This window comes from Micromonospora sp. NPDC000207 (assembly GCF_040300925.1).
Lineage (GTDB): Bacteria > Actinomycetota > Actinomycetes > Mycobacteriales > Micromonosporaceae > Micromonospora.
This window is the reverse complement of record NZ_JBEPEQ010000081.1, coordinates 1-19,956: the sequence shown is the minus strand read 5'-3', so window position 1 is coordinate 19,956 and position 19,956 is coordinate 1. Positions and strand designations below refer to the sequence as shown.

Here is a 19,956-nt window from a genome sequence, read left to right as displayed (position 1 = left end):
CTCACCCACCCCAGCGAATCGGAATCTCCGAGGGTGGCTCCCCCTCGCCAGCCCAGAAGATCGTTCCGGCCGCGTCCACCACCACCACCCGAGGCGTACGGGCCAGCCCCCAGGCGATCGCCTCCGTCGAGGCGTCCCAGCTCGGCCCCTCCTCCAGGACCCCGGTCTCGGCACCGTCGGTGTCCCCGGCGGACCGTTCCCAGTACGCCGTCCAGACCTCCCGCCCGGCCGACAGGTCGGGGTGGACGAAGACAGTCCCCCGCCCCCGCCAGGCCGCCAGCCGGTCGGGCACCACCGGCACCGACTGCTCCCGGGTCACCGCGTCCAGGTCGGCCACGTCGAAGGCGTGCGGGAGCAGCTCGGCCATCCGCAGCGGGCCGGTCCGCGACTCGATCAGACACTCCGGCCCGCCCTGCTCCCAGAGCAGCTGCCGACACCGGCCGCAGGGCATCAGCGGCTCCCCGGTGGCGTCGACGCAGGAGAGGGCGACCAGTCGACCCCCGCCGGTGGCGTGCAGGGACGAGACCACCCCGCACTCGGCGCAGAGCACCACCCCGTACGCGGCGTTCTCCACGTTGCACCCGACCACGATCCGGCCGTCGTCGACCAGGGCGGCCGCCCCGACCGGGAACTTCGAGTACGGCACGTACGCGTGCCGCATCACCTCGGTGGCAGCGGCCCGCAGCCGTTCCCAGTCGATCTGCATTCCGACAGTCTGCCGTACGGCCGCTGAGCGGCTGCAACGTTGGTGGCCCGTAGGCGGCCGGACGGTGGAGACGAAGTGACCGCCGCACCCTGGCGTCACGCTGCGCAGGCTGCCACCTCGTGGACGATGCTCGAAGCGAATGCCCAGGTCGGATCCCGATCCCATCAAAGTACGACGATGGTAAATTCAATATCTCGGGCCGTCGTATGACGTAGAGGTGAAGATGGCCGTCCTGGGGTTCTCGGTACTCGTCCTGACCGCGCCAGCCGCAGTGCTGGCCGTCAGAATGATCAAGCGGGGCTCGAAACGGCTGCCGGCGGCTGCCCGACCATCGGCTCGCGGAGCAGGCTACCTACTGGTGGCCGCGTCCGAGGCATACCTCTTCGGCCTTACCCACCTTGCGCTCTTCTGGGCGGATGCGCGGGACCTGTGCCTGTCTCGCCACCAGACCTGGGTCGACGGGTACGGGCGAGCGAAATACTTTCCCCTTGAGCGAAGATGCAATGCCTATATCGACATGGTGCCCGCGCACGTTAATCCTCTTGTCCTCATGCTGCTGGGAGTCGCCGTCGCAGTCGCGCTGGTTGCGATCGGAAGAGCGATCCGTCAGCACCGTGCGGACCGATCTTCTGCGGCGTGACTGTCACGCCTTCGAACCTCCATCGAGGTGTCTGACCCGCCAGCAAAGGCTCCGCCCCGGGCACAGTGCGCCGTCCAGCGAGATCGCCCCTCCGCATGGCGGAGGGGCGATGCTCAGCCCTTGATGTACGGCTTGCCGTCGGCGGCCGGTGCGCGTACCCGACCGACCAGGCCCGCCACCGCCAGGATCGTCGCCAGGTACGGCAGCATCGCCAGGAACTGGCTCGGGATGATGCTGTTGATGGCACCGAGGTAGGTGGCGAGCTGGTCGGCAAAGCCGAAGAAGAGCGCGGCGAGCAGCGCTCCGGTCGGACTCCACCGGCCGAAGATCAGCGCGGCCAGGGCGATGAACCCCTTTCCGCCGATCATGTTCTTGGTGAACGAGTAGAGCGCCAGGGTGTAGGAGGCCCCGCCGATACCTGCGACCACCCCGGCGAGAGTGACGTTGAGGTAGCGCAGGCGGAGGACCTTGACGCCGAGGGTGTCGGCGGCGGTGGGGTGTTCCCCCACCGACCGGGTCCGCAGCCCCCAACGGGTCCGGAACAGCGCGATGTGCAGCACCAGGACCAGCAGCAGACCGAGGTAGAGGAAGATGTTCCCGCGGAAGAGCGCCGGACCGAGCAGCGGAATGTCCGACAGCAGCGGGATCTCCCAGTTGCTGAACCGGGGGGCGCTGTTGTAGCGGGTCGGGTCGGTCTGCATCAGCCGTTCGTAGAGGAACCCGGTGACGCCGAGCGCGAGCAGGTTGAGCACGATGCCCATCACCACCTGGTCGACCAGGTACCGGATGGCGAACACGGCGAGCAGCAGGGAGATCGTCGCACCGCCGATCGCCGCCGCGACCAGACCGACCCAGACGCTGCCGGAGATGCTTCCGAACAGCGCCCCGCTGAACGCTCCCATCAGCAGCTGCCCCTCGATGGCCACGTTGACCACACCGGAGCGTTCGCAGAGCACCCCGGCCAGGGCACCGAAGATCAGTGGCAGGGCCAGGATGAAGGTGCCCCGGAGGATGTTGACCAGGGGCATGAAGTTCTGCCCGGGTTGCGCGTCGGAGATCTGCCAGCAGAGGAAGGACAGCACGAACCCGACCAGGCCGACCCCGAGCACCAGGACGAACCAGCGTCGAGGCACCCCGACGAGCAGGGTCGCCCCGGCGGCCAGGACGATCAGGCCGAACAGGATCGCGCCGACCGTGCCGTCGATCGCCAGGGCGGCACCGGCGGAGTCCTCGCTGAGGGTGAACCGGGCCTGCTCACCGGTGGCGAGCGACCCGAACAGGACCGCTCCGACCAGGCCGAGCCCGACCAGGAGCAACCCCACCTTGCGGGTACGGGTCCAGAAGCCCTGATCGACCGGGGCGACCGCGACGTCCTCGACAGCCGTGGTGGACATCGGCGTCACCAGCCCTTCGCCAGGCTCGTCTGGAGCCGGGCCGCCCGCGCGGCCCGGAGCTGGAAGATCGCCTTCACCAGGGCCGGCGCGGCGATGAAGATGACGATCAGCGCCTGCAGGACGGTGCCCAGTTCAAGCGAGATCCCCGCGTACGACTGCATCCGGTTACCGCCGGCCTGGAGCGCGCCGAACAGCAACGCCGCCAGTGCCACCCCCCACGGCTTCACCCGACCGAGCAGCGCGACCAGGATCCCGTCGAACCCGATCTGGGCCACCACCAGCGGGGTCAGCGCCGTCGCGGTGGAGCCGAGGACCATGTTGCTGCCGCCGAGACCGGCCAGCATTCCGGCGAAGACCATCGTCAGCACGTAGGTGCGGGTGACGCTGATCCCGGCGGTGCGGGCGGCGTCCGGGTTGGCGCCGACAGCCCGTAGCTCGAATCCGAGCGTCGACCGGTTCAGCAGCCAGGCCACCGCAGCGGTGGCCAGCATGGCGAGGATGATCCCCGAGTGTGCCCGCAGCCCGTCCCCGAAGAGCCGGGGCAGTTGCGCCGAGGCGTCCACCGACCTGCTGATCGCGTCGGTACGGTTCGGGTCCTGGATGCCGTTCTGGATGATCAGCCAGGTCAGGAAGTACAACGCGACGTAGTTGAGCATGATCGTGTTGATCACCTCGTGGGCACCGGTGCGGGCCTTGAGGATGCCGGGGATGAATCCCCAGATGGCCCCGCCGAGCGCACCGGCAAGGACCGCGACGACCAGGTGCACCCCGGGCGGCAGCGGCAGCAGGAACCCGGCCAGGGCGGCCATGATGACACCCATGGTGGCCTGCCCCTGGGCACCGATGTTGAACATGCCGCCCCGGAAGGCCAGCGCCACCGACAGGCCGGTGAAGACCAGCGGGGCGGTGTAGGTGAGGGTCTCCGAGATCGGGCTCATCGCGGCCTGGAAGCCGACCGCGTCGGGGTCGAAGACCGCGCCCTTGAACATGTTCGCGTACGCGTCGCTGACCAGCGCCCAGCTCGCCTCGATGGCGTCCGAGGGCCGGGCGGTGATGTAGCTGTAGGTGGCGAGTACGTCGGGGTCGGAGACGATCATCAGGATCGCGCCCACGACCATCGCCAGGACCAGCGACAGCAGGGTCACGGTGAAGGTGTTCGCAGCCCAGAGGTTGTCCAGGAAGGCCTGCCCGAGCGACGGCTTGTGGGTCTGCCCGGCCTTCCCGGTCGCTGCCTGCTCGGCGCGCCCGGTGTTGTCGAGTGCGGCCTGTTCGGCCTGCGACGGCGTCGCCGGTTCCTTGTCGGGGGAGCCCGAGGGGGGCACTGGGTCGGTCATTGCTGGTCCTCGCTACCTGGTCCCTCGGCCGTCTCGCCGACGATGCCGGCCATCAGCAGGCCGATCGCCTCGCGCGAGGTCTCCGGGCCGACGATGCCGATGATCCGGCCCCGGTACATCACCGCGATCCGGTCGGCGAGGGCGATCACCTCGTCCAGCTCGCTGGAGACCACCAGGACTGCGGTGCCGACGTCACGCTCGTGGATGATCCGGCTGTGGATGAACTCGATCGACCCGACGTCGACGCCCCGGGTCGGCTGGGCGGCGATGAAGAGCTTCAGCGGCCGGGACAGCTCCCGGGCGACGATGACCTTCTGCTGGTTGCCACCGGAGAGGGTCCCCACCGGCGCCTCGGCCGAGGACGTACGCACGTCGAACTGGTCGATCCGCTCCTGGGCCGACCTGGCGATCTCGTCGAGCCGTAGGGCGAGTCCCCGGCCGAAGGGCGGCCGGTCGTAGAGGTCCAGGACGAGGTTCTCGGCCACGCTGAACTCCTTGACCACCCCGTCGACGCTGCGGTCCTCGGGGACGTACCCGACCCCGGCACGGAGCACCTTCTTCGTCGACCAGCCGTCGATCGGCCGTCCGTCGAGGGCGACCGTCCCGCCGAGCACCGGACGCAGGCCCATGATCGCCTCGATCAGCTCGGTCTGCCCGTTGCCCTGCACCCCGGCGACGCCCAGGACCTCACCCGCCCGCACTGTCAGGTCGACCCCGTCGACGGCGCGTACCTGCCTGTCGTCGTCGACGACCAGGCCGGTGACCTCCAGCACCGGCTCCCCGGGGGTGGCCTTCTGCTTCTCGACGGTCAGCCGGACGCTACGCCCGACCATGAGCGCTGCCAGTTCGTCCCGGCTCGCCTCGGGGGAGGCGGTGCCGACGGTCCGTCCCCGCCGGATCACGGTGATCCGGTCGGCGATCGCCTTGACCTCGCCCAGCTTGTGGGTGATGAAGACGATCGACTTGCCGGCCGCCTTGAGCGACCGCATCACGGTGAGCAGTTCTTCGGTCTCCTGCGGCGTCAGCACCGCGGTGGGCTCGTCGAGGATGAGCAGGTCGACGTCGCGGGTGAGGGCCTTGACGATCTCCACCCGCTGTTGGATGCCGACCGGCAGGTCCTCGATGACGGCGTCCGGGTCGACGCGCAGGTTGTACCGCTCGGACACCTCGGCGACCTCGCGGCGGGCCCGCCGCCGGTCCAGGAACCCGGCGATGCCGCCCCGGACGTGCTCGGCGCCGAGCATGATGTTCTCGGTGACTGTGAAGACCGGCACCAGCATGAAGTGTTGGTGCACCATCCCGATCCCGGCGGAGATGGCGTCCGCCGGTCCCTTGAGGGTCAGTGGCCTCCCGTCGACCAGGATCTCGCCCTCGTCCGGCTGGTAGAGCCCGTAGAGCACGTTCATCAGCGTCGACTTGCCCGCCCCGTTCTCACCGAGCAGGGCGTGGATCTCTCCTGGCTCCACCGTCAGGTCGATGTGGTCGTTGGCGACCAGGTCACCGAACCGCTTGGTGATGCCGCGCAGTTCGAGTCTCAGCGCAACCTCCGAGGGTGCGAGCGGGGGATGGTGCAGCCTAGCGGGCCGACCTGTCGGACCGCCGCCGATCCGGGTGGAGAGGATCGGCGCAGACCGGCCGCCCCGGGGCTCGGGCACCGTGGCCCGTGGCGACCGGGACGGCCGGACGTGTCGAACGGGTGGCCCGGCCGACCGATGGTGATCGCCTCACCGTCGGCGGCCGGGACCTGTCACTTCGGCTGCGCGGCCGAGGTGACCTTGATGGTGCCGCCGGAGATGTCCGCCTTCAGCTTGTCGATCTCGGCCTTCAGCTCGGCCGGGACCTTGCTGTCGAACTCGTGGTACGGCGCCAGGGAGACACCCTCGTTCTCCAGGGTGCCCAGGTAGCCCGGCTCGGGCTCCAGCTTCTCGCCGTTGGCCGCCTTGATCACGGCCTCGGTGACGGCACCGGCGATGTTCTTGACCACGGTGGTGAGGATCGCCGGGCAGTTCTGGGTGCTCTCGCACCCGTCGACGTCCACCCAGATGGTGTTGTACTGGCCGTTGGAGGCCTGGGCGGCACCGGTGGTGCCGAGGCCCGCGCCACCGGCGACCGGCATGATGATGTCGGCGCCCTGGGCGACGAGGGCGTCGCTGACCTTCTTGCCCTCGTCCTGCTTGATGAAGTCGTTGGTGAAGGAGCCGTTCTGGGCGGCCTTGTCCCAGCCGACCAGCTTCACGTCCTCGTTCTTCGTGGTGTTGTAGTGGGCGACGCCGTCGGCGTACCCGTCCATGAAGATGGTCACCGGCGGGATCTTCATGCCCCCGTAGGTGCCCACGGTGCCGCTCTCGGTCATCCCGGCCGCCAGGTATCCGGCGAGGAAGCCGGCCTGGGCGGTGTCGAACTGCATCGGGTAGACGTTCGGGTCACCGGTGGCGGCGTCGACGATGCCGAACTGCTGGTTCGGGTTCGCCTTGGCGATCTTGCCGGTGGCCTCGCCCATCAGTCCGCCGACGGCCAGGACGAAGTCGCAGCCCTGGTTGACGTACTGGGTCAGGTTCGGCTCGTAGTCGGCCTCGGCCTTGGACGGGACGTACTTGACCTCGATGTTGCTGTTCTGCTCCTTGGCCGCCTCCAGGCCCTTCCAGGCCGAGGCGTTGAAGGACTTGTCGTCGATGCCCCCGACGTCGGTCACCATGCAGGCGTTGAACTTCTGGTCGCCGCTGCCGGCGCTGTTGTTCTCCTCGGGGGCCTCGCCACACGCGGCGGCGCTCAGTACGAGCCCGCCCACCGCGACGACGGAGGCGATCCGCATCCCACGCACAGTGCGCAAGACGTCTCCTTCCCATTGCACACCGCGCCAGAAGCGGTGGCTGCCCTTGAGCCGGCCTGCGCCTTGCCGCCGGCGGTTCATCGTTACGGACGCGAAGCGTACGCCCGCGTCCACCCACCGGCCGACAATCGTGCACGACTGTTCAACGCTCGTTACCCTTGCGTAACCCTCGGGGGCGTCGGATCACCCTCGTGTCCGATCCTCGGCCGGTGGGCCGGGTGGAACGTCCGGTCATCTGACGACCGGACCGATGATCACCAGAAGACCGCCACCGCCGCGTTGACCAGGGTCAGGCCGACGACCGCCAGGAAGTGTCCCCGGTTGACCTCGTCGCGCTTACGGCTGAAGAACACCATGACGAAGATCAGCACGGCGAGCAGCAGCTTGACGCCGAGCTTGACCGGGGACGGTTCGTCGCCGTCGCGCAGCGGGGCGGAAAGGCCGATCCCGGTGGCCAGCTGGATCACCGCGCCCCAGAGCATCGCCGGGTTCATCCGGATCTTTCCGGTCACCAGCTGGGCGACCGCACCACCGAGCAGCAGCGCGAAGCCGATCAGGTGCAGGTACAGGAGAATCAGTCGCAGAGCTTCCATGTGCCCCATCCTCCCCTATCAACGACGGAACGTAGTAGCGACCTCGGCGTGGTCGGCCCGCCGACGCCGAGGCGCCCGGTCGGAGAAGCTCCCCGACCGGGCGCCCTGGCCGCCATCACTGGTCCACCCGGCGGCCTGCGTGACCAGCTGGGCCGGACCGTACCGGCGGTGTGTGTGACCGCGGAGCCGGACCGTACCGGCGGTGTGTGTGACCAGCGGAGCCGGACCGTACCGGCGGCGTGCGTGACTAGACGAGCCGGACGGCCCCGGTGATGGTGGTGTTCTTGATGGTGGTCTTGGCACCGACCGCCTTCAGGCCGCCGTTGACTGTGGTCTCCACCAGGTTGACCAGCTGGGAGCCGTTGGCGTTGACGTCACCGTTGACGGTGCTCTTGTACACGATCAGGCTGCCACCGGCCGCGACCTTGACGACGCCGTTGACGGTCGCCCGGTCCAGGCAGACGGTGCTGCCGGCCTTGACGGTCAGACCGCCGTTGACCCGGGCGGTGAGCACGTGGTCGCACTCGGGGTAGCTGATCTGGTTCTGCGGGTTGGACTCGTCGAAGGCCACCACGGCCTCGGCGTTGTTTGTCCGGGCGTCCGCGATCTTGAGAACGTCGAAGCCCTTCTGGATGTCAGAGGAGTAGATGAACCCGTTGTGGTAGTAGGCCGACCAGGAGCCGCCCAGCACCAGGCGGGAGTCCGACAGCGGACCCCGCTCCCAGAACCCGATCTCGACCGGGTTGCTGGAGTCGGTGAAGTCGAAGACCGAGATGCCACCCTGGTACCAGGCCTGGACCATGATGTCGCGGCCCATGGCGGGGATCAGGGAGCCGTTGTGGGCGACGCAGTTCTCGAACCGGGTGTTCTCCCGGGGGATCTTGAAGTAGCTCTTGAAGACGAGCTTCCGCTCGGCCCCCTCACCCTCGATGTCGAAGAGGGCGTTCGCACCGCGCTTCGGGCCGATGGTCGGGTTGCAGGTGGCCGCGCCACCGCCGCCCAGCTCGTCGGTGAAGATGACCTTGTTGCCGCTGTTGTTGAAGGTCGCGGAGTGCCAGAAGGCGAAGTTGGTGTCCCGGACCCGGCTGAGCACGACCGGGTTGGTCCGGTCGGAGATGTCCATCAGGACCCCGTCGCCCATGCAGGCACCGGCGGCCAGGTCCAGCTCGGCGTAGACGGTCACGTCGTGGCAGCCGCTGGTCGAGGCGGCGCCCAGCTCACCCGGGAACAGGTTCGGGGTGGCGACCACACTGGCCTGGGTCGGGTCGTTGAGCGGGACCTCGATGATCGAGAGCTTGTCGTGCGGCGGCTGGCAGTCCGGGAAGCTCGCGTTCGGGCTGTACGACTGGACGTAGACGTAGATCTTGTCCTTGGTCTTGGCCGGGACGAGGGTGTGGGTGTGCGACCCGCAGTCGGTCTCGATGGCCTTGACGTAGGTCGGGTTGACCTTGTCGGAGACGTCGAAGATCCGGACGCCCTCCCACGAGCTCTTGATGGTCGCCGACTGCGCGGTGCTGTTGCACGAGTCGTCGTTTCGGGAGGAGTCGACGGAGAGGAAGAGCAGGTTGCCGTGGACCGAGATGTCGTTCTGCGCACCCGGGCAGAGGACCTGGCTCACCAGCTTCGGGTTACGCGGCTTGCTGATGTCGTACGTGGTGAAGCCGTCGTAGTTGCCGACGAAGGCGTAGTTGCCCTGGAAGGCGATGTCGGTGTTGTACGAGGACTCCCTGTCGAACGCCCCCGACTTGGGCAGGTTGGCGATCGTCCGGAAGTTGCTGCTGGACTTGATTTCGTCCACCCCGGGGATGACGTATCCCGGGTCGGCGGTCTCGTCGACGGCGGCGCTGGCCGGGGCACCGGCCACAGAGGTCAGCAGAAGGGCCGCGGTGGCGGCAAGGCTGATGACCCCGAGCCGCCGCGTCCCTTGTGGGGGTTTACTGAACATCGAACGACACCCTTCGTCGGGGGGAGAGGTGACGGGACCATATCGTGGGGTCCGACGAGGACATTGTGATCTGCATCACAGTCGTGAACCAGGGAAGGTAACGATCAGGTAACTCGACCCTGCGAAGTCCCTGAACAAAAAGCGCAGCGCGGAGTATTCGTCCATATCGCTCGGCAACCCTTCCGGTGCTGGCCAGGCCGCGTTACGATCCCGGCCAAATCTGGGTCGGTGGCAGGAGACGAACTGTGCTAGGCAAACAGATCCGCGGACGGTCCCGCCGGTGGCGGACCATCGTCGTAGTGGAACTGGCCGTGGTCGCCGTACTGGTCGCCGGAGCAGCGGTGGCCTTCGGACTCGGCGACGACGAGCCCGAGCCCACTGCGAGCGCCGCCGCCCCGGACCCGATCGCCCTCTCCGGGATGCCGGACGCCAGCGCGCCGGTCCTGCGCCCCGGCCGCCCCGGCGAGACGGCGCAGAAGGTGCCGGCCAACGAGTTCACCCCGCTGCCGTCGCCCTCCTACAACGCGGCCGACGTCCGGTTCGTCACCATGATGATCCCGCACCACGAGCAGGCCCTCGTCATGGCGCGGCTCGCCCCGCAGCGGGCCGCCAACACCGGCATCGCCGCCATCGCCGACCGGATCCTGGCCGCCCAGGGACCGGAGATCAAGACCCTGGAGAGCTGGCTGGAGGCGCGGGGCCTCAAGCGGGACGCGGCAGCAGACCGGGGCCACGCCCACGGGATGTCCGGCATGCAGTCGCCGGAGGCGTTGCAGAACCTGGAGGCCGCCCGGGGCGCCGAGTTCGACAGGCTCTTCGTCTCCATGATGAGCGACCACCACGAGGGAGCCGTCAAGATGGCCCTGGAGGCGCAGACGCTCGGCGTCGACTCCATCGTCAACGAGGCCGCCACCAGCGTCGCCGTCGAGCAGCGGGTCGAGATCCAGCGGATGCGGGAGGCCCTCGCCGGGTGACCCGCCGCTCGACGGGTCACCCCTTCACCGCTGCGGAGGTCAGCCCGGAGACGATGTAGCGCTGGAGGAAGTCGACGCCCAGCCCGAACAGGCTGTCCACCAACCCGAGTCGGTGTGGTGAAAAGTCTTGCTGCCCGGCGCGTGAGGGAAGCGCCGCAGGTCTCACGGGTTGCCGGGACGCCAGCAAGATATTGTAGGGGATGGAAAACCTTGCAGAGAAGTCCGCAAGAAGTTGCCCCTGCGCTACAGTGCCGCCATGCGCGCTCGACTGTCCGACATCGCCCAACAGGCAGATGTCAGCGAGGCCACCGTGTCGCGGGTGCTCAACGACCGCCCCGGTGTGGCCCCCGCGACCCGGCAGGCCGTCCTGACCGCCCTCGACGTCCTCGGCTACGAGCGCCCCGCCCGACTGCGCAAACGCAGCGCCGGACTGGTCGGCCTGGTGACCCCGGAGCTGGAGAACCCGATCTTCCCGGCGTTCGCCCAGGTCATCGAGTCCACGTTGGCCCAGAGCGGCTTCACCCCGGTGCTCTGCACCCAGACCCCCGGCGGGGTCACCGAGGACGAGTACGTCGAGATGCTGCTGGACCGGCAGGTCTCCGGGATCGTCTTCGTCTCCGGTCGGCACGCCGACGCCGCCGCCGACCACGACAGATACCGGTCCCTGATCGCCAGACCGCTCCCGGTCGTCATGATCAACGGGTACGCGCCGGGGATCGCCGCCCCCTTCGTCTCCTGCGACGACCGTGAGGCCACCGAACTCGCCGTGGCCCACCTGGTGGCCCTGGGGCACCGGCGGATCGGCCTGATCACCGGCCCGGACCGGTTCGTCCCGGTGCAGCGGCGGGTGGCCGGCTTCCGGGCGGCGATGTCCCGGCTCACCGGGCTGGACGAGGCCGAACTGGCCGAGCTGGCCGAACTGTCCCTGTTCGGGGTGGAGGGGGGCGAGGCCGCCGCCGGTCGGCTCCTGGAGCGGGGGGTCACTGGGATCGTCTCCGGCTCGGACCTGATGGCGCTGGGCGCGATCCGGGCCGCCCGCCAGCGCCGCCTCTCCGTACCCGATGACCTCTCCGTCGTCGGGTACGACGACTCGCCCCTGATGGCGTTCACCGATCCGCCGTTGACCACAATGCGTCAGCCGGTCGCGGCGATGGCGGTGGCGGCCGTCCGGGCGCTGGTCGACGAGATCAACGGCCACGGTGCCCCCCACTCGGAGTACCTGTTCCGTCCGGAGCTGGTGGTCCGTGGCTCCACAGCGATCGCCCGGCCCGCCGGGGACACCCCACCACACCACTCCCCTACCCCCGCAACCCCTCCGTCGCCCCTCCGTCGCCCCCTCGCCGTCCCGCGTTGATCAAGGGGTTTGCGTCAGTTCGGGCGGTTCCCATGACGCAAACCCCTTGATCACCACGGGAGGCCGGGGGGCTGGGGAGGCCGGGGGGCGGGGGGGCGGGGGTGGGGGGCCGGGGAGGCCGGGGTGGGGGGGGGGGCTTGCGTAAGGTTTGCTTGACTCTTTCAGGAGCTTGACGGCATTCTGCTGGGACGTCCGCGCCCGCCCGTCAGCGGCGAGGCCGGACGCCGCCACCGTCCCGCGCCGAAGAACGGGGTCCGAGACCGATGACCACCCCACACCTGACCCCGCCGACCACCGACGACGACTGGTGGCGGTCCGCCGTCGTCTACCAGGTCTACGTACGCAGTTTCGCCGACTCCGACGGCGACGGCGTCGGCGACCTACGGGGCATCCGGGAACACCTGCCGTACCTGCGCGACCTGGGGGTGGACGCGCTCTGGCTGACGCCCTTCTACACCTCCCCGATGGTCGACGGCGGCTACGACGTGGCCGACTACCGGGACGTCGACCCGATGTTCGGCACCCTCGCCGACTTCGACCACATGATCACCGACGCCCACGCACTGGGCCTGCGGATCATCGTCGACCTCGTGCCGAACCACACCTCCGACGCGCACCCCTGGTTCCAGGCGGCGCTGGCCGCCGCCCCCGGCTCCCCCGAACGGGACCACTACCTGTTCGCCGACGGCCAGGGACCCGACGGCGGTCTCCCGCCAAACGACTGGGAGAGCATCTTCGGCGGCCCGGCCTGGACGCGGGTCCCCGACGGGCAGTGGTACCTGCACCTGTTCGACCCGGCCCAACCCGACCTGAACTGGCGGCACCCCGAGGTACGCGAGGAGTTCCTGGACATCCTGCGGTTCTGGCTCGACAGGGGCGTCGACGGATTCCGGATCGACGTCGCCCACGGCATGATCAAAGCCGAGGGGCTTCCCGACGTCGGCTTCAACTCGATGACCACCGGCCGCCGCCAGTCCGAACTGCTCGGCAAGGGTCGGCTGCCCTACTTCGACCAGGACGAGGTGCACGACGTCTACCGCGCCTGGCGGCCGATCCTGGACAGCTACCCCGGCGGTCGGATGGCTGTCGCCGAGGCCTGGGCAGAGACGCCCCAGCGGCTGGCCCGCTACATCGGCCCGGACGAGCTGCACCAGGCGTTCAGCTTCGACTTCCTCGACGCCACCTGGTCTGCCGACTCGTTCCGGAAGGTGATCGACACCGCGTTGACCGAGTCGACGATCGTCGGAGCGCCGACCACCTGGGTGCTCTCCAACCACGACAAGCAACGGCACGTCACCAGGTACGGCGACGGCCCGCAGGGGCTTCGCCGCGCCCGGGCGGCCAGCCTCCTGATGCTCGCCCTGCCCGGCAGCGCCTACCTGTACCAGGGTGAGGAGTTGGGCCTCCCGGAGGTCCTCGACCTCCCCGACGAGCTGCGTCAGGACCCGGCGTTCCTGCGTACCGGGGAGAGCCGGGACGGCTGTCGGGTGCCGATCCCGTGGGACGGGGAACTGGCCCCGTACGGCTTCGGCCCGCCGGGCGGTGCACCGAGCTGGCTGCCCGCCCCGGCCACCTGGCAGGCGCTGTCGGTGGCGGCGCAGACCGGTGTATCCGGATCCACCCTGGAGCTGTACCGGACCGCGCTGCGGATCCGGCACGACCATCCGGCGCTGGCCACCGACGCCGGGGAGGTGGTCTGGCTCGACACCGACCCGGGGGTGCTCGCCTTCCGTCGCGTCGCCGGTCCGGCCGCCCTGACCTGCGTGGTCAACCTCAGCGGCGCGCCGGTGACGATCGACGGGTACGGAACGGCGATCGCCGCCAGCGCCGAGCTCACCCCGGCGGGCACCGGACACGTGCTCCCCGTCGACGCCGCCGCCTGGTTCGACGAGCACTGAACCGGGGGGATTGACAGGAGGCTCCCCGGGGTAAGCAGAGATCGCCCTGGTCGCCCGGCCGTGCCACGACGCCAGCCGGCGGCCGGGCTCTGACGACCCCTTGTGGTGGGGGGTGAACGGCGGCGGTGCCCGGGATCGTCCGGGTGCCGCCGCCGAGGGGTGTACGCGGTCGATCAGCGGTGTACCCGGTCGAGCGTTCTACGCGGTCGACCAGCGGCGTACGCGGTCAGGTCCCCTTGCCGGTGAGCATGCCGGCGATCCGGTTGAACCCGGCCCGCAGCTCCTCCTCGGTGGGTTCGGTGAGGGGCTGGGAGTGCCGCTCCTCCTCGGTGAGGCGGTCCTGTTCCTCGTCGAACGTCTCCTCGTAGTCGCCGTACAGGTCGATCTCGTCGGTCTCGGTGGTGTCGCAGACGGCGGTACGGGCGGCGGTGATCTCGTCGCGGATCTCGGCGGCGGAGACCGCCGGCAACAGCGGCTCGACCACCGCCATCAGCGGCTCCTCGGAGACCACCGCCTCGGCGAGGGCGAGCGCGTGGGGGCGCTCGTACGGGCCGCAGACCACCGGCTCCCACTCGTCGGCCTCGTCGAGCGGGCCGAAGGTGATGATCCAGGGCAGGCCAAGCATCGGCGAGTCCGCCGGCAGGTCCAACGTCACGAGTGCGCCCACCGGCTCATCATGGGCCGCGAGGGTGCGGACGCGGGTGCCGTTCACTCGAATCCGGGCCATCTGGATCGGTCTCCACGTCGACGTCCCGGGCAGCCGGAGCCTCCGCCAGGTCGACCACCCGACCGTGTCGACTGGTGGCGGCGAGCGCCGCCCCGAAGAGCACCAACTGGTTGAGCAGGTACAGGTAGACCAGCAACCCGACGGCACCGGCCACCACCGCGTACGCCGGGTTGCGCTCGGTCCGGACCACGTAGTACCGGCCCACCGTGTTGAGCAGCGTGATGCCGATCGCGACGACGAACACCACCGGACGCAACCGACGCCGACTCATCCGCAGTCGGGGCACGGCCACCAGCAGCGCGGCGGCCAACACCGCGTTGACAAGCACACTCAGCACGGCGCTGACGGTGGTCAGGCCGATCGACCCGGTGCTGCGCAGCAGGAACCGCAGCAACGACTCCAACGCGTCGACGGCGGCCACCGAGACGCCGAGCAGCAGGAACACGCCGACCATCACGCCCAGGTCGACCAGCCGCCGGACCACCAGGTTGCCGGGCTGCTGGTTGAGCCCGTACAGCAGACGCTGCGAGGAACGGATCGCCTCGATCCAGCCGATCCCGGTGAAGACCAGGATCACCAGCCCCACCACCCCGACGGTGCCACTGCTCTGGGCGATCTGCTCCGGGTCGAGGAACGGCAGGTTCTCCCTGAGGAAGTCGGCGGCGGCGGCGCTGACGTCGTCGTTGTCCTCCAGGATCGCGCCGAAGACGGAGTACCCCACCAGCGCCAACGCGAACGCGGCGAAGAAGCCGTAGTACGCGATCGCGGCGGCCAGCCGGGCACCGAGCGCCTCGGCGTACAACTCCCCGGCCCGCCAGACGTGGTCGAAGACTGCCGAACGCCGACGGGCACCGTCGAGCCGACGGTCGATGCCGGCCTGGAGCCGCCCCATCACGTCCACGGTGTCATCCTCGCCGACGGAGTCGACGAACCGTCTCGGACGCGGCGATCGTTCAACCGCCGAGCGGGAAGTCCCGACGCGGCTGCCACCGGGCCTGGCCGCTGTGGGAGAACAGGGTGAACGAGTTCACCTCGAACATCGCCGAGAAGTCGGCCAGGTCCTCGTACGCCCGGTCGAGGGCTTCCGGTGCGACGTCCTGGGCGACGGTGACGTGCGGATGGTACGGAAACCTGGCCTCCCGGTGCAGCTCGGCGGCGGAGCCGATGGCGGCGGCGAGCAGCTCGCACTCGCTGATCCCCGCCGCGACGGCCACGAACACCACCTGGGTGACCGGCCGGAAGGTGCCGGTCCCCCGCAGGTGCAGGGTGAACGGCAGGTGGGCGGCGGCGACCGCCGCCAGGTGGGCCTCGACCGCCGCAAGCGCGGCCACCGGGATCTCGGTCGGCCCGAGCAGTGTCACGTGCGCCGGGATGTCGGCTGCCTGCGGGTCACCGGCCTCGGCGCGCCGACGGGTCAGGAACGGCCCCCACGGCTGCGGGATGTCCACGGCGATCCCGATCTGGATCGTGCCACCCGCCTGCGACGAGCCCTCGCCACGATCCACCTCAACCGCCACCCCTCTGTGACCCGACCCGTCCACGTTCGCCGCCTCGGGTCACTCGCCCCGAGCCGGCGGGAAGAACCCGACCCGTTCGTACGCGGCGCGCAGGGTCTCACCGGCGACCGCGCGCGCCTTCTCCGCACCGGCGGCGAGGAGCCTGTCGAGCTGGGCCGGATCGTCCAGGTACGCCGCCGTCCGCTCCTGGATCGGCTTGACGAAGTCGGCCACCACCTGGCCCAGGTCCTTCTTCAGGTCCCCGTAGCCCTTCCCGGCGTACGCCCCGACCAGGTCGTCGATGTCCCGGCCGCTGAGCGCGGAGTAGATGGTGAGCAGGTTGGAGATGCCGGGCTTGGCCTGTGCGTCGAAGACGATCTCGCGGCCGGTGTCGGTGACCGCCGACCGGATCTTCTTGGCCGACCGGTTCGGCTCCTCCAGCAGGTCGATGATGCCGCCGGGAGCCGAGGAGGACTTCGACATCTTCGCCGTCGGATCCTGAAGATCGGTGATCTTGCCGGTGTCCTTGACGATGTGCGCGGCCGGGACGGTGAAGGTCCGCCCGAAGGTGGTGTTGAACCGCTGGGCCAGGTCCCGGCTCAGCTCCAGGTGCTGCCGCTGGTCCTCGCCGACCGGCACCGCGTCGGCCTGGTAGAGCAGGATGTCGGCGGCCTGCAGGACCGGGTACGTGAAGAGGCCGACGGTGGCCCGGTCACTGCCCTGCTTCTGCGACTTGTCCTTGAACTGGGTCATCCGGCTGGCCTCGCCGAACCCGGTGATGCAGCCGAGGATCCAGGCCAGCTGGGCGTGCTCGGGCACCTGGGACTGGACGAACAGGGTGCTCCGGTCCGGGTCGATGCCGACCGCCAGCAGCTGGGCGGCGGCCCGCCGGCTCCGCTGGTGCAGCACCAACGGGTCGTGCCCGGCGGTGATCGCGTGCAGGTCGACCACGCAGTAGAACGCGTCGTGGGTGTCCTGAAGGGCCACCCAGTGCCGCACCGCGCCCAGGTAGTTGCCGAGGTGGAACGAGTCGGCGGTCGGCTGGATGCCGGACAGGACGCGGGGACGAGCGACGGCGTCGGACATGCAAGCGATTCTGTCAGTCGTAGGGTGAGCACCGGCACGTACCCCGCGCGGGGCGACCCAGTCAGGAGGAAACGACGTGAGACTGCTCGTCACCGGAGGGGCCGGCTACATCGGCAGCGTGGTCACCCGGATGCTGCTCGACGCCGGACACGAGGTGGTCGTCCTCGACGACCTGCGGACCGGCCACCGGGTCGCCATCGCCCCCGAGGCCGTCCACGTCGAGGCCTCCCTCCACGACGTCGCCCGGGTCCTCACCCCGAAGGCGGGGTTCGACGCGGTGCTGCACTTCGCCGCGCTGATCGCCGCCGGGGAGTCGATGACCCGGCCCGAGCTCTACTGGCACACCAACACCGTCGGGTCGCTCGCCCTGATCGACGCGGTGCGGGCCGCCCGGGTACCGAAGCTGATCTTCTCCTCCACCGCCGCCGTCTACGGCAACCCGACCGAGGTCCCCATCCCGGAGACCGCTGTCAAGGCCCCCACCAACACGTACGGGGCCACCAAGCTCGCCGTCGACATGGCCCTGACCTCCGAGGCGGTCGGGCACGGGCTGGCCGCCGTCTCGCTGCGCTACTTCAACGTCGCCGGTGCCCACCTCGACGGCGACGTGGCCCTCGGCGAGCGGCACGACCCGGAGAGCCACCTCATCCCGATCGCCCTTGAGGTGGCCGCCGGAGTGCGGGAGAAGCTCCAACTCTTCGGCGACGACTACCCCACCCCCGACGGCACCTGCGTCCGCGACTACATCCACGTCGCCGACCTGGCCCGCGCCCACCTGCTCGCCCTCGACGTGGCGACCGGCGGGCAACACCGGATCTACAACCTCGGCAACGGCAACGGGTTCAGCAACAGGCAGGTGGCCGACGTGGTCCGGGAGGTCACCGGCCGTCCGGTTCCGGTGGAGGTCGCCCCCCGACGCGACGGCGACCCGGCCGAACTGGTTGCTTCCTCCGCGCTGGCCCGCGCCGAACTGGGCTGGGTCCCCCGCAAACCCACACTGCACGACATGGTCGCCGACGCCTGGATCTTCTACCAGGCACACCGACCGGCCCGGCCGTGACCACCCGGCCGGGCCACCGGTCCGTCGGAAAGCCCTCCGCCGGGGACGACGCCGGGCAGCGGCCCCTCGGCGAGGTGGCCGAGCGGGCCGAGACGGCCTTCCGATCCGGGTACGCCGAACCCCCCGCCGGCCGCTGGGCGGCACCCGGACGGGTCAACCTGATCGGCGAGCACACCGACTACAACGACGGGTACGTGCTCCCCTTCGCCCTGCCCCTGCGTACCGTGGTCGCCGCCGCGCGGCAGGACGGGCCGACCTGGACGGTCCGCTCGGAGCTGGCCGACGAGCCGGTCACCTTCACCGCCGACGAGGTGACCGGGCCGGGCCGGGTCACCGGCTGGGCGGCGTACGTCGCCGGGGTGGTCTGGGCGCTGCGGGAGGCCGGACACGACGTGCCCGGAGCGCGGCTGGCGATCGCCTCGGACGTCCCACTCGGTGCCGGGCTCTCCTCCTCGGCCGCGCTGGAGGCGGCGGTGCTGGCCGCCCTGGTCGACCTGGGCGGCCTGGACCTGCCCGCCGAGGACCGACCCCGGCTTGCCAAGCGGGCCGAGAACGCATACGTCGGTGCGCCCACCGGGATCATGGACCAGTCGGCGACGATCCGGTGTCGGGCCGGGCACGCGCTCTTCCTCGACTGCCGCACCGAGGCCGTCGAGCACATCCCGTTCGACCTGGCCGCCGCCAGCCTGGCGATCCTGGTCGTGGACAGCCGCGCACCGCACCGGCACGCCGACGGCGAGTACGCCGCCCGCCGCGCCACCTGCGAGCGGGCCGCCGACACACTGGGCGTGCCGGCCCTGCGGGACGTGTCCGCAGACGGGCTGGCCGCCGCCCTGGACCGGCTGCCCGACGACGAGACCCGCCGCCGGGTCCGGCACGTGGTGACCGAGAACCAGCGGGTCCTGGAGACCGTCGACCTGCTCCGGGCCGGCGGGATCCGGGAGATCGGCCCACTGCTCACCGCCTCGCACGCCTCGATGCGCGACGACTTCGCCATCACCGTCCCCGAGATCGACACCGCGGTCGAGGCGGCCCTGGCCGCCGGTGCCCTGGGGGCCCGGATGACCGGCGGCGGCTTCGGCGGCTGCGTCCTCGCCCTGGTCGACGCCGACCGCACCGAAGCGGTCGCCGCCGCCGTCACCGCCGCGTATTCCGACCGGGGCTTCACCCCACCCACCATCTTCACCGCCCTCCCCGCCCCCGGCGCCACCCCCGTGTAAGGAAGGGCCCCCTGTTAACGCTTCCGGTATAGAAGGGTTCCCCTCTCACCCCTCGGCAGGACGCCGCTCGCCCAGCCGCGGCTCGACAGGACGCGGTTCGGCGGGTGCCGGGACGGGTGGGCGGCGGGCCCAGCTCACGAAGCGCCGTTCCAGGGCCGCCCGGGTCGGCGGGCTAGCGAGCCGATCCAGCGCGAAACCGGCCTCGACCTTCATGGTGACCAGGTGCCGGAGCAGCCCGTCGTGGTCGGTGCCATATGCCGCCAGCAGCCCTCGCCGGGCCGGCTCGCACGGCCAGTCCTGTCGGCAGGCCGAACACCGCCACAACGGGCGCATCGGCCGGTGCGGATAGTTCGGTGACGGGTCCGGCACCGCGCGGGGTGCCCGCAGCATCCGCAACGCGACCGCCTGCGCCTCACCCGCCGACAGGTCGACGGCGAAGAGGAACCGCCGCACGACCGTCGTCGGCTCGGCCACCTCCCGCAGGTCGCGCAACGCGTGATGGGCGAAGAACGCAAGCAACCGGTACGCCTGCCCGGCGGGATCGAGCCCTCGGAACTCCCGGCACGGCCACGGTTCGCCGTCGGTCGGGCAGCACCACGTCGGGGCGTACCCGACATGGTTGGTCTCCTCGGTCGGACCCGGCGCGGTCGGCTCCGGGCCCGGCACGGCGCGGTGGCCGGTCACCGGGGCCAGCCTCGG

Annotated in this window: 16 protein-coding genes and 2 pseudogenes; 6 read left to right on the top strand and 12 right to left on the bottom strand. The window is 70.2% G+C overall.

The window, feature by feature from the left end; genetic code table 11:
- Position 1 precedes the first annotated feature (1 nt).
- Positions 2 to 706 (bottom strand): cytidine deaminase, encoded by a 705-nt coding sequence (locus tag ABT336_RS19485; protein ID WP_350898033.1) that lies wholly within the window; start codon positions 704 to 706, stop codon positions 2 to 4.
- 217 nt (positions 707 to 923) lie between these two features.
- Here ABT336_RS19485 and ABT336_RS19480 point away from each other — a divergent pair, with 217 nt between their 5' ends.
- Complete coding sequence (locus tag ABT336_RS19480; protein WP_350898032.1) at positions 924 to 1,346, top strand: hypothetical protein; 423 nt, start codon at positions 924 to 926, stop codon at positions 1,344 to 1,346.
- Positions 1,347 to 1,459: 113 nt separating this feature from the next.
- Here the strand turns inward: ABT336_RS19480 and ABT336_RS19475 are convergent, their stop codons facing one another.
- The 6 genes and pseudogenes from ABT336_RS19475 to ABT336_RS19450 all read right to left on the bottom strand — a co-directional run.
- Positions 1,460 to 2,740: an ABC transporter permease gene (locus ABT336_RS19475; RefSeq protein WP_350898031.1), complete on the bottom strand. Its 1,281-nt coding sequence runs from the start codon at positions 2,738 to 2,740 to the stop codon at positions 1,460 to 1,462.
- A gap of 5 nt (positions 2,741 to 2,745) precedes the next feature.
- A complete protein-coding gene (locus ABT336_RS19470) occupies positions 2,746 to 4,074 on the bottom strand; it encodes an ABC transporter permease (RefSeq protein WP_350898030.1) in 1,329 nt (442 codons plus the stop codon).
- A complete protein-coding gene (locus tag ABT336_RS19465; RefSeq protein WP_350898029.1) occupies positions 4,071 to 5,729 on the bottom strand; it encodes an ABC transporter ATP-binding protein in 1,659 nt (552 codons plus the stop codon). Before ABT336_RS19465 ends, ABT336_RS19470 begins: the two co-directional genes overlap by 4 nt.
- A 92-nt stretch (positions 5,730 to 5,821) precedes the next feature.
- Complete coding sequence (locus tag ABT336_RS19460) at positions 5,822 to 6,886, bottom strand: BMP family lipoprotein (protein WP_350898041.1); 1,065 nt, start codon at positions 6,884 to 6,886, stop codon at positions 5,822 to 5,824.
- 272 nt (positions 6,887 to 7,158) lie between these two features.
- Positions 7,159 to 7,497, bottom strand: a complete 339-nt coding sequence (locus tag ABT336_RS19455; RefSeq protein ID WP_350898028.1) for a hypothetical protein — start codon at positions 7,495 to 7,497, stop codon at positions 7,159 to 7,161.
- A 538-nt stretch (positions 7,498 to 8,035) separates the two neighbouring features.
- A pseudogene (locus ABT336_RS19450) lies at positions 8,036 to 9,442 on the bottom strand (LVIVD repeat-containing protein); the annotation flags it as partial.
- 245 nt (positions 9,443 to 9,687) lie between these two features.
- On the opposite strand from ABT336_RS19450, the gene ABT336_RS19445 reads away from it, so the two are divergent.
- From ABT336_RS19445 to ABT336_RS19435, 3 genes are all read left to right on the top strand, one after another.
- Positions 9,688 to 10,416, top strand: a complete 729-nt coding sequence (locus ABT336_RS19445) for a DUF305 domain-containing protein (RefSeq protein WP_350898027.1) — start codon at positions 9,688 to 9,690, stop codon at positions 10,414 to 10,416.
- Between the two features lie 256 nt (positions 10,417 to 10,672).
- Positions 10,673 to 11,770 carry a LacI family DNA-binding transcriptional regulator gene (locus ABT336_RS19440; RefSeq protein WP_350898026.1) on the top strand — a complete coding sequence of 366 codons (1,098 nt, stop codon included), beginning with the start codon at positions 10,673 to 10,675 and terminating at the stop codon, positions 11,768 to 11,770.
- A gap of 263 nt (positions 11,771 to 12,033) precedes the next feature.
- Entirely contained in the window at positions 12,034 to 13,668 is a 1,635-nt protein-coding gene (locus ABT336_RS19435) for a glycoside hydrolase family 13 protein (RefSeq protein WP_350898025.1), read from the top strand.
- 226 nt (positions 13,669 to 13,894) lie between these two features.
- Here the strand turns inward: ABT336_RS19435 and ABT336_RS19430 are convergent, their stop codons facing one another.
- Genes ABT336_RS19430 through trpS form a run of 4 tightly spaced genes read right to left on the bottom strand, consistent with a single transcriptional unit; the run spans position 13,895 to position 16,977 of the window.
- Entirely contained in the window at positions 13,895 to 14,335 is a 441-nt protein-coding gene (locus tag ABT336_RS19430; protein WP_350898024.1) for a hypothetical protein, read from the bottom strand.
- Between the two features lie 7 nt (positions 14,336 to 14,342).
- Positions 14,343 to 15,296 carry a YihY/virulence factor BrkB family protein gene (locus ABT336_RS19425; protein ID WP_350898023.1) on the bottom strand — a complete coding sequence of 318 codons (954 nt, stop codon included), beginning with the start codon at positions 15,294 to 15,296 and terminating at the stop codon, positions 14,343 to 14,345.
- A gap of 52 nt (positions 15,297 to 15,348) precedes the next feature.
- Positions 15,349 to 15,900 (bottom strand): 2'-5' RNA ligase family protein, encoded by a 552-nt coding sequence (locus ABT336_RS19420; protein ID WP_350898022.1) that lies wholly within the window; start codon positions 15,898 to 15,900, stop codon positions 15,349 to 15,351.
- Between the two features lie 51 nt (positions 15,901 to 15,951).
- A complete protein-coding gene (trpS, locus tag ABT336_RS19415; protein ID WP_350898021.1) occupies positions 15,952 to 16,977 on the bottom strand; it encodes a tryptophan--tRNA ligase in 1,026 nt (341 codons plus the stop codon).
- A gap of 76 nt (positions 16,978 to 17,053) precedes the next feature.
- Here trpS and galE point away from each other — a divergent pair, with 76 nt between their 5' ends.
- Both galE and galK read left to right on the top strand, forming a co-directional pair.
- The gene (gene galE, locus ABT336_RS19410; protein WP_350898020.1) at positions 17,054 to 18,037 is read left to right on the top strand and encodes a UDP-glucose 4-epimerase GalE; all 984 of its coding nucleotides are present in this window, start codon (positions 17,054 to 17,056) and stop codon (positions 18,035 to 18,037) included.
- 74 nt (positions 18,038 to 18,111) lie between these two features.
- Positions 18,112 to 19,257 (top strand): galactokinase, encoded by a 1,146-nt coding sequence (galK, locus tag ABT336_RS19405; protein WP_350898040.1) that lies wholly within the window; start codon positions 18,112 to 18,114, stop codon positions 19,255 to 19,257.
- A 45-nt stretch (positions 19,258 to 19,302) separates the two neighbouring features.
- On the opposite strand, the pseudogene ABT336_RS19400 reads toward galK, so the two are convergent.
- Positions 19,303 to 19,956: pseudogene (locus tag ABT336_RS19400) on the bottom strand (hypothetical protein); the annotation flags it as partial.

Coding starts and splice junctions, on each gene's coding strand:
- ABT336_RS19485 (WP_350898033.1), bottom strand. CDS start 706: ATGCAGATCGACTGGGAACGGCTGCGGGCCGCTGCCACCGAGGTGATG.
- ABT336_RS19475 (WP_350898031.1), bottom strand. CDS start 2,740: ATGTCCACCACGGCTGTCGAGGACGTCGCGGTCGCCCCGGTCGATCAG.
- ABT336_RS19470 (WP_350898030.1), bottom strand. CDS start 4,074: ATGACCGACCCAGTGCCCCCCTCGGGCTCCCCCGACAAGGAACCGGCG.
- ABT336_RS19460 (WP_350898041.1), bottom strand. CDS start 6,886: ATGCGGATCGCCTCCGTCGTCGCGGTGGGCGGGCTCGTACTGAGCGCC.
- ABT336_RS19455 (WP_350898028.1), bottom strand. CDS start 7,497: ATGGAAGCTCTGCGACTGATTCTCCTGTACCTGCACCTGATCGGCTTC.
- ABT336_RS19440 (WP_350898026.1), top strand. CDS start 10,673: ATGCGCGCTCGACTGTCCGACATCGCCCAACAGGCAGATGTCAGCGAG.
- ABT336_RS19435 (WP_350898025.1), top strand. CDS start 12,034: ATGACCACCCCACACCTGACCCCGCCGACCACCGACGACGACTGGTGG.
- trpS (WP_350898021.1), bottom strand. CDS start 16,977: ATGTCCGACGCCGTCGCTCGTCCCCGCGTCCTGTCCGGCATCCAGCCG.